At 72.3% G+C, this 14,032-nt stretch carries 7 protein-coding genes; all 7 read right to left on the bottom strand.

What is annotated here, in order from left to right; all coding sequences use genetic code 11:
* Positions 1-160: 160 nt before the first annotated feature.
* Genes ACWD1U_RS08135 through ACWD1U_RS08105 form a run of 7 tightly spaced genes read right to left on the bottom strand, consistent with a single transcriptional unit; the run spans position 161 to position 14,010 of the window.
* A complete protein-coding gene (locus ACWD1U_RS08135; protein WP_451105502.1) occupies positions 161-2,461 on the bottom strand; it encodes an amino acid adenylation domain-containing protein in 2,301 nt (766 codons plus the stop codon).
* Positions 2,458-3,252 carry a hypothetical protein gene (locus ACWD1U_RS08130; protein ID WP_451105500.1) on the bottom strand — a complete coding sequence of 265 codons (795 nt, stop codon included), beginning with the start codon at positions 3,250-3,252 and terminating at the stop codon, positions 2,458-2,460. The genes ACWD1U_RS08135 and ACWD1U_RS08130 overlap by 4 nt, the downstream gene beginning before the upstream one ends.
* The gene (locus tag ACWD1U_RS08125) at positions 3,249-4,262 is read right to left on the bottom strand and encodes an NAD-dependent epimerase/dehydratase family protein (RefSeq protein WP_451105498.1); all 1,014 of its coding nucleotides are present in this window, start codon (positions 4,260-4,262) and stop codon (positions 3,249-3,251) included. The genes ACWD1U_RS08130 and ACWD1U_RS08125 overlap by 4 nt, the downstream gene beginning before the upstream one ends.
* Before the next feature lie 2 nt (positions 4,263-4,264).
* Positions 4,265-5,608: a cytochrome P450 family protein gene (locus ACWD1U_RS08120; RefSeq protein WP_451105496.1), complete on the bottom strand. Its 1,344-nt coding sequence runs from the start codon at positions 5,606-5,608 to the stop codon at positions 4,265-4,267.
* Between the two features lie 26 nt (positions 5,609-5,634).
* Positions 5,635-6,906 (bottom strand): MFS transporter, encoded by a 1,272-nt coding sequence (locus ACWD1U_RS08115; protein WP_451105494.1) that lies wholly within the window; start codon positions 6,904-6,906, stop codon positions 5,635-5,637.
* The gene (locus tag ACWD1U_RS08110; protein ID WP_451105492.1) at positions 6,896-10,570 is read right to left on the bottom strand and encodes a type I polyketide synthase; all 3,675 of its coding nucleotides are present in this window, start codon (positions 10,568-10,570) and stop codon (positions 6,896-6,898) included. Before ACWD1U_RS08110 ends, ACWD1U_RS08115 begins: the two co-directional genes overlap by 11 nt.
* Positions 10,567-14,010: a non-ribosomal peptide synthetase gene (locus ACWD1U_RS08105; protein ID WP_451105490.1), complete on the bottom strand. Its 3,444-nt coding sequence runs from the start codon at positions 14,008-14,010 to the stop codon at positions 10,567-10,569. The genes ACWD1U_RS08110 and ACWD1U_RS08105 overlap by 4 nt, the downstream gene beginning before the upstream one ends.
* Between the last annotated feature and the right edge of the window lie 22 nt (positions 14,011-14,032).

Raw genomic sequence — 14,032 nt, 5'->3', positions numbered from 1 at the left:
TTTCCGAGACCGAAATGAGAGGGCCGTGGTCGGCCGGGGAGGGGAAAGGGCGTGGACGCCCGGCGGGCGGTCCCGCGTCCACGGTGGCGAGCCCGGGCGGTGTCGGCGAGGGATGTGCCGGCACCGCCCGGGACGCGGCCCACGGGGTGATGTGGGCGGTTTAGGGGGTGATGAGGCAGGCGATCGCGCCGACGGTCGGATCGTCGAAGAGCTGCCTGATCCGCAGGCGCACACCCGAGCGCTCGTGGATGTCGTTGATCAGCCGGGTGGCCAGCAAGGAGTTGCCGCCGGAGGTGAAGAAGTGCTGCTCGACGCCGACGTCCCGGACGCCGAGAAGCTCGGTGAACAGCTCAGCCACCAGGATCTCCGCCGCCGTGGCCGGTTCACGTCCCGCGCGGGCCACCTGGGACTCGGGCCGGGGCAGGGCCCCCCGGTCCAGCTTCTCGTTGGCGGTGAGCGGCAGCCGCTCCAGGACGACGAACGCACTCGGCACCATGTAGTCGGGCAGTGCCGACTCGGCCTGCGCACGCAGCTTGTCCAGGTCGGGGGCCGCGTCGTTCGCGGAGACTACGTACGCCACCAGTCTCTGGTCGCCCGGGGTGTCCTCGCGGACGAGGCAGACCGCCTGGCTGAGCTGCCCGTCGCGCAGCAGGACGGACTCGATCTCCCCCAGCTCGACCCGGAACCCGCGGATCTTGACCTGGTGGTCCAGCCGGCCGAAGAACTCGATGACGCCGTCGGCCCGCCAGCGCGCCGCGTCCCCGGACCGGTACATGCGGGCGCCGGGCCCGCCGTACGGGTCATCGACGAAGCGCTCAGCGGTCAGGTCGGGCCGGCCCAGGTATCCCTCGGCCAGCTGGACACCGGCGAGGTACAGCTCGCCGGTCACCCCGGGCGGCAGCTGGCGGCGCTGCTCGTCGAGCACGTACAGGCGGGTGTTCCATACCGGCCGGCCGATCAGCACCGGGCCGGGCTCGGGCTTCTTCGGGCACAGCATCGAGGTCACGTCCACGGCCGCCTCGGTGGGGCCGTAGACGTTGAACAGGTCGGCGTCGAGGACCGAGGAGAACCACGCCTGCAGTTCGGCGGGCAGGGCCTCGCCGCCGCACACCACACGGCGCAGGCTCGTACAGGCGGCGGCGCCCGGCTCCCGCAGGAACACCTTCAGGCCGGAGGGCACGAAGTGCGTAATGGTGATGTTCTCGGTGACGATCGTCTCGGCCAGGTACGCGGGGTCGCGGTGCCCGTCGGGGTCGGCGACCACGATCGACGCTCCGGCGAGCAGCGGCCAGAACACCTCGCGCACGGTCACGTCGAACCCGGCCGGCGTCTTCTGCAGCAGCCGGTCGTCCGGGCCCAGCGGAATCTGGTGCTGCATGTGGTGCAGCCGGTTGGTGATGGCACGGTGGGCGACCACCACGCCTTTGGGGCGTCCCGTCGAACCCGAGGTGTAGAGCACGTACGCCGGGGAGTCGGGGGTGAGCGGTGCGCGCCGGTCGGCGTCCGTGGGCGGGGCGGGGGTGGCCGCCGCGAGCCGGGCCACGGCGTCCGGGGCGTCCAGGACCAGCTGCCGCGCGGGTACCAGGACCGAGTCCGTCATCTCCCGCACGGTCACCACATGGGTGACCCCGGCGTCGGCGAGTACCTGGTTGATGCGTTCCACCGGGTAGCTCGTGTCCACCGGCAGATAGGCGGCGCCCGTCTTGACGATGGCGAGGGCGGTGACGACGTAGTCGACCGACCGCGGCAGCACCATGGCGACGATGTCCCCGTGGCCGGCGCCGTCGGCGATCAGCAGCCGGGCGATCCGGCTGGCGCGCCCGTCCAGCTCGGCGTAGCTGAGCCGCTGGTCACGGTGGCTGAGGGCGGTCCGCTCCGGGTGCGCCGCTGCGTTCGCCTCGACCAGCTCGGGAAGCGTCAGGGTGGGCACCGGGTGTGCGGTGTCGTTCCACACGTGCATGATCTGGTGGTGTTCGGCCGGCGTGAGCAGTTCGATGCCGCCCACCTCGGCCGTCGGGCCGGCCTCCAGCAGGCGCCGGGTGAAGTGGCTGAGCCGGTCGGTGTGCGCCGCCACCTCCTCGTCGCTGTGGCGGTCCGGGTTGCCCCGCGCCCCGGCGTTCAGGCGGCCGTCCGCGTCGAGGGTGAGGACGAGGGCGAGGTCGTCCACCGCCACCGGGCCGGCGTCGAGGAGCACCTGGGTGCCGGCGGGCGTGGCGGCGGCCTCGGCCGCGACCGGGGAGGTGCGTGCCGCGCGGACCCGCTCCACCAGCTCGGGCAGGGTCGTCGTGGGCTCGACGGACAGCCTGAGCGGCCCGGGCAGGCCGGCCACCGTGAGCGCCAGGTCCCCCTCCGAGGTCAGCCGGTGGATGTAGGCCGCCGCGCAGGCGAGGGCGTGGTCGGCCCAGTCGGCGGCCGGCAACGGGCCGGCGGCGGGCGGTGCTTGTGTGTCGTGCACGGTCATGCGCCACGCTCCAACAGGAATCGGTGTACGGCCTCGGCCACGTCCGGGGTGTCGAGCAGCGCCGCGGTGTCCACGGGGAAGCGCCGTACGGCGCGTGCGTGCACGGCACCCGGACCGCCGTGCGCCGAGGTCAGGGCGAGCGCCGCGGCCCACCCCTCCTCCGGGTGCAGTTGCCGGGCCGCGTGCAGGTAGGAGACGTAGGACCGGAACAGGCCGAGCAGGTCCTCGCTGGTCTCCTCGTCGAACCCAAGCAGGTCGAACGCGGTGCCGGCGACGGTCTCGTAGACCTTGACGACCTGGGCCGCGGTGGCGGTGAAGTCCTCCTCGCCGGCCGCCTCACAGACCGCCAGGACCTCGGCGACCGCGTCGGACCGCTCCTGTTCCGGCACCACCGTGAGGGTGTCGACGGTCTTGCGGAAGTCGCGGTACAGGCTCAGCCGGTCCACCGGCTCGGGGTCGAGCAGCAGCAGCGCCGGCCGCTCCCCCTGCTCCGCGGCGATCTCGTCGGCGAGCGCGGCGGCGAACACACCGCCCACGCAGTAGCCCATGACGGTGTCGACATGCCGGGGGCCCTCCGGGAGCCGGCGCCACCGGCGCAGATAGTCCTGCGCCGACAGCAGCTCGTTCTCGGCCTCGGCGGGCTGGGCGGTCTGCCAGATCTCCCGCGGCGTCAGACGCGCGGCGAGGCGGCGGAAGTCGGCCTCCGGCCTGCCGGTGGAGTCGAAGTCGACCGCCAGGACCGTACGGGCCGGGTCGCCCGTGCCGATCCTGCGCCAGCTGTTCGCGCTCATCGCGGTGCTCCCTCCGGCTTCCGCAGCAGCTCGGCCTCCTCGGCCGGGGTGAGCCCCGCCTCGCGCTCGCGGTCGAGACCGAGGCGACGCTCGTGGGCGAGGACATCGCGGACGACGTCCTCGAGCGGGCGGTGGGTGAGACCGGCGGCGACGGCCCGGGTGTGGTCGTGGGCCAGGAATCCGCGGTCCTCCGGGGGCACCCACAGCGGCAGCGACTTCGGTCCCCGCCACACCTGCACCCCGGCCCGGTCCAGGTGCTCCTCGGAGACCGGGACGAGGTCGGTGTCCGATGCGCCGACCGTCTTGACGATCAGGTCGAGCAGCTCGCCGAAGGGCAGGCTCGGGCCGACTCCGTTGTAGGTGCCCGCGATGCCCTGTTCGCCCGCGTCGACGATCCACGCCGCGAGGTCGCGTACGTCGACCACCTGCGTGGGCTGCTCGGGGACGTCGGGTACGGCGACGCGGCCGCCGCGGGAGATCCGCGCGGGCCAGTAGCCGAAGCGGTCGGAGACGTCGCCGGGGCCCACGATGAGCCCGGAGCGCACGATCAGCGCCCGCTCGTCCAGGGCGGCACGCACCGCGTTCTCGCAGGCGACCTTGATGGCGCCGTAGAGATGCGGGTGATCGATCCGTTCCAGTGCCGCCGCGCCGGACTCGGCCGGCTCGTGGAGGGCCGCGTCCTCGTTCTGCCCGGCGGTGACAGCGTCGGCGTACACGTTGATGGAGGACACGAACGTCCAGTGCCGGGCGCGCGTGCCGAGCACCCGCAGCGCTTCCTGGACCCACGGGTACGACATGGTGGCCACGTCCACCACCGCGTCGAAGTCGATGCCCGCCAGCGGGGCGAGGCCGTCGGGGGCGTCCCGGTCGACCTTGACGAGCGTGGCACCGTCCGGGACGTTCCCGGAGGTGCCGCGCGCCGCGCAGATGACCTCGTGTCCTCGGCGTCCGGCTTCGGCGGCGACGGCATGCGACAGGAAGGCCGTACCGCCCAGTACGAGGATCCGCATGGTCAGGAACCCCCGTGGGCGACGGGGCAGCCGGTCATGGCCGGCTCCTCGGAGGTGCAGGCGGCGGAGCGGGGCCGCAGACGCTCGTACGACACCGGCAGCTTCGCCAGTCCGCGGCTGACCGAGTTGTCATACACCCACTCGGTGTCCGCGGGGTCGATGGCCAGGGTCAGGCCCTCGAGCCGGCGGAGCAGCGTGGGGAAGACGACATGGCCCTCCAGGCGGGACAGCGGGGCGCCCGGGCAGAAGTGAGGACCGTGACCGAAGGTGAGGTGACGGTTGTTGGTGCGGGTGATGTCCAGGCGGTCGGGGTCCTCGAAGATATTCGGATCGCGGTTGGCGGCGGCGATCAGCAGATGGACGAACGCCTCCTTGCCGATGGGGACGTCGCCGATCTCCATGTCCTGCGCGGCGACGCGCAGGGTGCCGCGGTAGCTCGGCGACTCGTAGCGCAGGAACTCCTCGACCGCGGAGACCACCAGGTCGGGCTGGGAGCGCAGCAGGTCCAACTGGTCGCGGTGGGTGAGCAAGGCGTGGACGCCGTTGCCTATGAGGTTGGTGGTGGTGCGCTGGCCCGCAATGATCACCAGCGACATCGTCGAGGCGATCTCGTCGATGGTGAACGTGCCCTCCTCGTCGGCCGCGCGCAGGAGCTGGCTCACCAGGTCGTCGCCCAGGTCGGAGCGGCGGGCCTCGAGGAGATCGAGGATGTACTGCTCGAAGGCGGAACTCACCTGCTTGAGGCGGTTGTTGGCCTCCTCGTCCGCGTACGGGGCGCCGCCGAGGATCTTGGACCAGTCGTAGAGCATCTCGCGGTCCGAGACATCCACGCGCAGGTACTCGAAGATGACCATGACGGGCAGGACGCGGGCGAACTCCATCAGGTCGATCTCGCCCGACTCCGGGAACGTGTCGATGAGGTCGTCGGCGATCTCCTGGATGCGCGGGCGCAGCTTCTCCATGCGGCGCGGAACGAAGGACTTGCTGACCAGCTTGCGCAGCCGCGAGTGTTCCGGGGCGTCCGCGATGAGCATGTTGCGAGCCTGGACGGGGCTGTTGTCGAAGAGCTGGTCGCGGAACCACTTCGGCGCGTTGTCCAGGGACTTGGAGATACGGCTGTCGCCGAACGCCTTCAGCGCCATCTCGTAGTCCGACACGATGTACGCCTCGGCGCCGGGCGGATGGTTGATGGCGCGCACGGGGCAGGAGGACCGCAGCTCCGCGTAGGTCGCGTTCCGGTCGTCGATCGGGTGAGTGAAGAACTCCGGGGGCAGCGCGTCCGCCTGCCCGCCCGGCACCCCCGCGTCGGCGTCTACCGGGGTGGCCTCGGTGATCTCCTGTGTCATGGCAACTCCTTGGTGGTGGGTTCGATTCACGTCAGGTCCTGGGCCGAGGCCAGGGTTCGGATGCCCTTGGTCAGGGTGGGCAGGGCGCCGAGGGTGGCGATGGCGCCGATGGTGGCGAAGACCCAGGCCGGGCCCGCGGCCTCGAAGACGGCGCCGATCGTGAGGACGCCGAGGGGCGAGACGATCGTGGAGCTGAAGACGATCGCTCCGAGGACCCGGCCCTGGAGCTCCTCGGGCACGACTTTGGCCGCGTAGGTGAGGAACAGCGCGTTGATGATCGGTCCGCGGATGTAGACGCAGGCGACGACGATGCCGAGCGGTACGACCCCGGGCAGGATCGCGAGGAGCACGGCGGCGATCGGCCCGATCCAGTAGCCCGCGATGAACACTGCCGACGGACGGGCCCGCTTGATGACGAACTCTGCCATCAGCGCCCCGGCCAGCCCGCCGGCGCCAGCGATCGCGAGGGTCAGCCCGATGAACGACTCGGACGCTCCGCGCTCGGTTCCGGTGGCGATGACGGCCAGTGAGATCCCGGTCGTGTTGAACGCCAGGTTGGACAGCGTGACGCTGACGATCAGCGGACCCAGCACCGGGTGCTTCGCCAAGTAGCGGAAACCGCCGAGGAGTTCCTTCTTCCCCCCGGGCACGGCGAGCGGTCGTGGCGTCTTGTTGACGAAGAGCATCAGCACGGTGGAGACCGCGAAGGAGATGCTCGCGCCAATGAACGGCAGCACCCGTGTCACCCCGTACAGGGCACCGCCGATGGACGGTCCCGCCGTGATGGCGCCGAACCAGCGGATCTGGTTCTGCGCGGTCGCCTGCGCGAGCTGGTCGGGCCGCACCAACTGCTTGATCATCGCCATGCCGGCGGGCATCGACAGACCGAAGCAGGCCGCCGACAGGATGGCGATGCCGAGCGTCACGACCACGTTCACCGCGTCCGCGAGGACCAGCAGGGTGAACACACCGAGCAGTGCCGCCCGCAGCAGGCTGCAGCCGATGAGCAACTGCTTGCGGTCCATCCGGTCTGCGAGGATGCCGCCCCAGAAGGACATCAGGCCCTGGGCGAGCAGTTGGGACGAGCCGACGAGTCCGGCGGCGGCCGCCGAACCCGTCGTGGCCAGGATGAGCAGCGGATAGGCGACACCCGCGGCGTGCTCGCCGACACCGGCGAACGCCTCGCTGCTCCACAGCGCCTGGAAGGACCGGTTGCGCAGCAGCGCCGGCCCGGCGGACGGCCCGGGCGCCGACTCGGGTACGTCGGCTGCGGTGGCCGTCGTCTGGTCACTCGCCATCGTGCCGCTCCTCGATCGAGTCGTCGGCCAGCAGGCCGCTGAGCTTTGCGGCGAGATCACCCACATAGGGCTCTCGCAGCATCGACCAGTGCTCACCGGCCACCGGCACCACGGTGGCGTCGGGCCCGTACAGTCCCTTCAGGCCAAGGCGCAGCTGCCGGGCCTCCCGGGCTCCGACGCCCACCTTGAACACCGCGGTCGGGCAGCCGGCCGGTCGGGGCCGGTAGCGTGCCAAGGTGCGGAACTTGTCGACCAGCAGCCTGCGCAGTGCCGGGTTACGCCGGGCCTGCGCCCCCGCCTCACCCACTCCGAGTGCGGCGCAGGCCATGAGCCGCAGGTGCCCCAGCACGAACGAGGGGTCAGCACCGATGCGGCGGCCCGCCTGGCCGGGCATGTACGCGTCCAGGCAGACGAGCAGGTCGACCCGTGCCCCGCGCCGTGCCAGTTGGCTCGCCATCTCATGGGCCACGACGGCGCCGAAGGACCAGCCGCCGATGGTGTACGGGCCCTCGGCCTGGAGCCCGGTCAGCGTCTCCACGTGGAACGCGGCGATCTCCTCGATCCGCGCCCCGTCGACGCCCCTGGGCTCCAGCCCCAGCACCGGGCGCCTCGTGTCCAGGCCGTCGGCCAGAGCGAGGTAGCTCAACGTGGAGTCGGCCGCGTCCGCCACCAGGAACACGGGCCTGCCTGAGCCCTCACGCAGCCGTATGAAGCGCGGCTCGGGTGGGGTGGCCGCCTCGGTGACGGCGGCCTCGGCCACGGTCTCCCCGAGAGGCCCGTCGCCCAGCTGCTCCTCCGCGACCCGGCGCAGGTGGCCGAAGGTCGGATCACGCATGAACTCGGCGACGGGGACGACGACGTGAGCCTTCTCCCGTAGCTGAGTCATCAGGTTCAGCACCACCAGCGACTCACCGCCGAGGTCGAAGAAGTTGTCCGGGTCGGAGGCCGACGTCACGCCCAGCGACCGGCACCACAGTTCCTCGACCCGGCGCCGGGCCGCGGACCCCCGGTCGGCGCCGTCGGCCCGCGCGGTGTCCGGGCGCGGTGCCTCGGTCCCGGGGTCCTGCTCGGCGAAGGGGTGGCCCGGCAGCGAGCACCGGCGGGCGGTGTCCGGCGTACCGTCGAGGGCCGTCCCGGCCGCGGCCAGGGTGGGGCCGACGACATCCAGGCCGCGCTCCCACAGCGCCCCGAGGCCGCGCAGCAGTCCGCGCTCCTCGTCCTGCTCCCTGCCCAGCAGCGGCACCGCGGCGCGGGCCGGGTCCCACTGGGGGGAGAGGCGCAGCGCGCCCAGCATCGTGCTGCCCGGGCCGAGCTCGACGAACGTGTCGCAGTCGGAGCCGAGCAACGTCGCCATACCGGCGTCCAGCTGGACGGGCCTGCGCACATGCGCGCCCCAGTAGTCGGGGCCCGACACGGCGTCGGAGTCGGCCCAGTCGCCGGTGACGTTGGAGACCACGCGCAGCTCGGGCAGCCGGGTGGGCATGGCCGAGATCAGCTCCGCGAGACGGTCGGCCACGGGGGCCTGCAGTTCGCAGTGAGCGGCCCGGTCGACGTTGAGCGGCTTCAGGTCCAGGTCGGCCAGCGCGTCGCCCTCGATCAGCTCCGTCATGGCCTGCGCGGGGCCGGAGAGCACCACGCCGCCCCGGCTGAACATGGAGACGGTCACCTCGTCGCCCAGCCGCACCCTGCGGGCCACTTCCTCCACGGGGGCGTTGACCGCGAGCATCCGGCCGGGTGCCGTGGCCCGCAGCCCTTCGGCGCGCTCGTGGACCAGGACGGCCCCGTCGGTCGGCGACCACACTCCGGCGAGCGTCGCGGCGGCGTACTCGCCGACGCTGTTGCCGAAGAGGGCCGCCGGCTTCACCCCCCACTCCTGCAACTGCCGGGCGAGTGCGTAGCCGAGCGTGTAGAGCCCCAGTTGCTGGTGCGCCCAGTCCTCGAACCACTCCGGTGCCACGGGGGTGCCGGAGACCACCGAGGACAGGTCGATCCCGAAGCGGGCCCTGGCGAAGTCGGCGATCTCGTCGAAGTGCTCACGGAACACCGGCATCAGCCGGTACGGGGCGGCACCCGCCGGGTGCCGCAGCACTCCATGCCCTGGGAAGAGGAACGCCACCTGTGACAGCGACCGCCGCTGCGGTACGCGCACACCGCGCAGCAGCCGTGCCGCCTCGGCATGGTCGCGCGCGACGACACAGGCCCGGTGCGGATGCTGCCTACGGTCCGCCAGCGTCCTTGCCACCGCGTCGAGCGCCGGCGCGCAGTCGCCTTCGAGCCGCTCGGCGAGCTGAGGACCGTACCGTCCGAGGGCTTCGGGCGTGGCGGCGGAGAGCAGCAGGGCCCGGGCCGAAGAGCCCTCGGCGGGTGCCGGAGGCAGGGGCGCGGCGGCGAGGACGACATGGGCGTTGGTGCCGCCCACGCCGAAGGCGCTGACCGCGGCCACGGGGGTGCGGCCCGCGGGCCACGGGCGGCTGTCGACGCACACCTCGAAGGGTGACATGTCCAGGTCGAGCAGCGGGTTCGGCTTGGTGTAGTGCAGTGTCGGCACCAGTTCCCGGTGTTCGATCATCAGCACCGTCTTGATGAACCCGGCCACCCCGGCCGCCGCGCTCGTGTGGCCGATGTTGCTCTTGACTGAGCCCAGCCAGGTCGGGTGGTCCCGCTGTGCGGTGCCGAACACATCGGTGAGGGCCGCCACTTCCACCGGGTCGCCCATGGGGGTGGCCGTGCCGTGGCACTCGATGTGGTCGATGTCGCCCGGCTCGATCCCGGCGGCCCGCTGGGCGTGCCGGATCACCTCGCTCTGGCCGGGGATGGAGGGCGCGGTGAAACCCAGCTTGTCCGAACCGTCGTTGTTGAGGGCGGAGCCCCGGATCACCGCGGCGATCCGGTCGCCGTCCCGCAGCGCGTCCTCCAGACGCTTGAGGACGACCACTCCCACGCCCTCGCTGGGCACGGTGCCGGCGGCCTTCTCGTCGAAGGGGCGGCAGTGGCCGTCGGGCGAGAGGATGCTGCCCTGCTCGTGCAGATAGCCCCACTCGCCTGGCGGCGACACGGTGACACCGCCGGCCAGCGCCGCGTCGCACTCGCCGGTCAGCAGCGCCTGGCGCGCCATGTGGATCGCCGTGAGCGACGTGGAGCACGCCGTCTGCACGGTGATCGCGGGGCCGCGCAGTCCGAGTTTGTACGCCACGCGGGTCGCCACGAAGTCCTTCTCATGGCTCACCATGCGGACCAGGGGGCTGAGTTCGCCGGAGCTGTCGAGCAGGGTCCGGTCGGACCCGGCGTACACCCCGACGCGTCCCTCGAACCGGCCGGCGTCGAGCGCGGCGTCGTCGAGGGCGGTCGCGGCGCATTCGAGGAACACCCGCTGCTGCGGGTCGATGTGTGCCGCCTCGGCCCGGTTGTAGCGGAAGTACGTCCAGTCGAAGTTGCGCGAACCGTCGAGCACTCCCTTGGCCGGTACGAACTCCGGGCGCCGCACAAGTGAAGGGTCCGCGCCCTTGGCGAGGAGGGCGTCGATGTCGAACCGCGTGATGCCTTCACGCCCGTCGCGCAGCAGTTGCCAGAACTCGCCTACGTCGGCGGCGCCCGGGTAGCGGCACGCCATTCCGACGACGGCTATCGCTTCGGTGGGCCGGGCCACCGCCGCCGTCCCGTTCACTGGTCGTCCGCCCTTCCGAGGTCCTCCACGAGGTGGCGCACATGGGCGGCGGTGGGGGTGAGCAGGAAGTCGCGCAGCCGCAGCGTCAGACCGAACTCCTGCTTGACCAGGCGGATCAGCTGGACCGCGCCCAGCGACGTGCCGCCCATCGCGAAGAAGTCGGTGTCGGCGTCGACCGGCCCGGCGGTCTTCCTGGGGCGGTTGCCCGTGCGCTCGATGGCCGTGGCGAACAGCTCGGCGATCCGCGTCGCCACGTCGTCGGCGGGCGGCTGCGCGGCGGGCGCCGCCGGGGCGGGAGCCCGCCCCGCGGCCGTGGCCACGGCGGCCAGCGCCTTGCGGTCGACCTTGCCGTTCGCGGTCACGGGGATGCGGTCGACGACCGCCCACAGCGTGGGCACCATGTAGTCCGGGAGCGAGGCGGCCAGATACCTGCGCAGTTCGTCCGTGCCCGGGGCGGCACCGGGATCCGGCACCACGGCCGCCACGAGCCGCTTCTCGGCGCTGTCGGCCCCGGTGACGACCACCACGCAGTCCTTGACCTGCGGGTGGCCCGTCAGCACATCGCTGATGGCGCTCAGTTCGATGCGGTAGCCGCGCAGCTTGACCTGGTCGTCGACACGGCCGAGGAAGGCGAGCCGACCCCGGGTGTCGAGGCGTACGACATCGCCGGTGCGGTAGAGCCGCTCGGGCACGTCGGGTGAGAACCGTCCGAAACGCCGCCGGGTCTCGGCCTCGTCGCCGATGTATCCGTCGGCCAGTCCCTCGCCGCCGGTGTACAGCTCGCCCACGGCGCCGGGCGGAAGGAGCCTGGCCCGCTCGTCGAGGACATGAACGTGGGTGCCGGGCAGCGGGGTGCCGATGGGGAGCGGTCCCGCCACGTCCTCGGGCCGGGTGACCGTGTGCGTGGTCGTGAACGTGGTGTTCTCGGTGGGCCCGTAGCCGTTGGTGACCACCAGGTGGGGGTGGCGGGCCAGGGCACTGGCGACGTGGTCGTGCGGTACGACGTCACCGCCGGTCAGCAGCTGCTTCAGCGCGCCGAACGAGTCCGGCGCGAACTCCTCGACCAGCCGGAACAGGCCCGCCGTCAGCCAGGCGACGGTCACCTCCCGCTCGCCCAGGAAGGCGCCCAGCTCGCTCGGGGAGGGCAGCGAGTCGGCAGGATAGATCTCCAGCGTGGCGCCGGTGAGGAGCGCGCCCCACAGTTCGAGCGTCGAGGCGTCGAACGGCAGCGGCGACAGCCGCAGCATCCGCTCGCCGGGGCCGGTGCGCACGTAGTCCGCCTGGTGGACCAGGCGGATGACGGCGCGGTGCGGGACGCTGACGCCCTTGGGCTGCCCGGTGGAGCCGGAGGTGAAGGCGACGTAGGCCCGGCGCCCGCAGTCGGCGGCGGGACGCCCGGTGCTGTCCGCCGCGTCGGCGGAGTCGGCCCAGGCCGCCTCCCAGGGAGTTACGGCCGCCACGTCCCGCAGCGCGGGGTGGTCCGCCTTGTCCGCCGGGACGATCACGGCCGCGGGCGCGGCCTTGGCCACGATCAGTTCGGTGTGCGCGAGGGGCAGGCCGAGGTCCACACCGACATATGCGGCGCCGGCGAAGAGCGCGCCGAGGGCGGCCACGGCCTCGGCGACGGAGCGCTCCACCCCGACGAGGACGGTGTCACCGTCGCGGACACCCGCCTGCCGCAGCAGCCGGGCCTGCCGGTCGGCCGCCCGGGTCAGCTCCGCGTAGGTCAGTTCGACGTCTCCCTCGCGGACCGCGACCGCGTCGGGCGAGCGCCGCGCCACCTGGCGGAACAGCTCGTCCATGGAGGTGGCCGGGAACTCCTCGCGTACGTCGTTGACCGCGGCCAGCTGCGCACGGCGCTCGGCGGACAGGCAGCGCACGTCCTCCAGTACCGTGTCCGGGGCGGTCGCCAGCGCCTCGGTGGCGGCGCGGAAGTCGGCGATGAACCCGTCGGCCTCGGTCTGTGTCCATACGGCGGTGGCGTACTCGACATGGCCGGCGAGCGTCGGTTCGGCCTGCCCCACCAGCAGGGTGAGGTCGAACTGGGCGCCGCCGCCGTGACCTTCCTCGATCCGGACGTCGAGCGCGGAGGTGCCCAGACGCTGGGGAACCAGCTGGTCGTGCATGCCGAAGCACACCTGGACCAGCGGGTGGCAGCCCACGCTGCGCTCGATGCCGAGACGGGCGACCAGCTCCTCGAACGGCACCTGCCCCGCGTCGATGCTGAGCGTCAGCGAGTGCTGCACGGAGCGCAGGTAGCCGGCGACCGACGCCGAGTCGTCGATGTCGATCCGCACCGGAACGAGGTTGCCCGCCACTCCGACGAGGCCCTCGAGCTCGGAGGTGTCCCGGCCGAGCAGCGGTACGCCGACCAGCAGACTGCGCACCCCGGCAGTGCGGCCGAGCGTCAACGCGAACGCGCCGAGCAGCAGGGCGAACGGGGTGATGCCCAGGGCGCGGGACATCTCGGTGACGGCGGCACTGGCCGGGCCGCCCAGGTCGAGGGGCCGACGGTCGCCCGCCGCGTCCTGCACCGCGGGGCGCTGCCGGTCGGCAGGCAGCTCCAGGACGGTTGGCACGGTGTCCAGGTGCCGGGTCCAGAAGTCGGTCTGTCGGTCCCACAGGCCGCCCGCCCGCTGCTCCTCCTGGCGCCGGATGAGGGTGCCGAGGGGGACGCCCGGGCCGAAGTCCGCGGGTGTTCCGCCGGACAGCTCCTCGTAGTGGGCGAGCAGTTCCCTGAAGACCAGGCCCACGGCCCAGCCGTCGAGCACCATGTGATGTGCCGTCAGGACGACGGCCTGGCGGCCCGAGGCGTGGGTGAAGTACAGGAAGCGCACGGCGGGCGCAGCCTTGAGGTCGAAGGGGCGCCGTGTGTGCGCCTGGGAGGTACGGCGTACCTCGTCCTCGAAGCCGGCGGCCTCCCCGGCGCAGACGATCCCGGTGAACTCCGCGGTGTGCTCGTCCAGCACCGTGCGTACCACGGCGCCCGTGGCCTCGTCCTCGGTGAAGACGGTGCGCAGCCCCTCGTTGCGGGATACGGTGCGGGCGATGGCCTCCTTGAGGACCTCGACGTCCAGGTCCCCCTTCTCGACGAAGGCGGTGAACACCAGGTTGTAGGGGGAGCCGCCGGTGATGCTCTCGATGAGCCACATGCCCCGCTGGGTGCGGGACAGCCCGCTCTCGTGAGCCGCCGCGTCAGCGGCGGCTACGACCTCCCGCGGCGCGTCCTCCACCTCGGCACCGGCCAGGACGGCGGCCAACGGCTCGCCGCCGAGCAGGGCCTTCATCGGGATTCTCACGCCCAGCTGTTCCCGGGCCAGGGCGGCGAGCCGCATGGCGCGCAGTGAGTCGCCGCCGAGTTCGATGAAGGAGTACGCACCCAAACTCGCGCTGTCCGCGTCCGTGTCCAGGACCGCGGCAGCAAGGTCGTCAAGTGTCATTGATCAGTCTCTTCCCACGGGT

The organism is Streptomyces sp. NPDC002788 (genome assembly GCF_053592115.1).
The sequence above is the reverse complement of the archived record's forward strand: the minus strand, read 5'-3'. Positions and strand labels throughout refer to the sequence as shown.

Bases quoted from the DNA above. Each gene is read 5' to 3' on its own strand.
- ACWD1U_RS08135 (WP_451105502.1), bottom strand. From the start codon at position 2,461: ATGACCGTGCACGACACACAAGCACCGCCCGCCGCCGGCCCGTTGCCG.
- ACWD1U_RS08130 (WP_451105500.1), bottom strand. From the start codon at position 3,252: ATGAGCGCGAACAGCTGGCGCAGGATCGGCACGGGCGACCCGGCCCGT.
- ACWD1U_RS08125 (WP_451105498.1), bottom strand. From the start codon at position 4,262: ATGCGGATCCTCGTACTGGGCGGTACGGCCTTCCTGTCGCATGCCGTC.
- ACWD1U_RS08120 (WP_451105496.1), bottom strand. From the start codon at position 5,608: ATGACACAGGAGATCACCGAGGCCACCCCGGTAGACGCCGACGCGGGG.
- ACWD1U_RS08115 (WP_451105494.1), bottom strand. From the start codon at position 6,906: ATGGCGAGTGACCAGACGACGGCCACCGCAGCCGACGTACCCGAGTCG.
- ACWD1U_RS08105 (WP_451105490.1), bottom strand. From the start codon at position 14,010: ATGACACTTGACGACCTTGCTGCCGCGGTCCTGGACACGGACGCGGAC.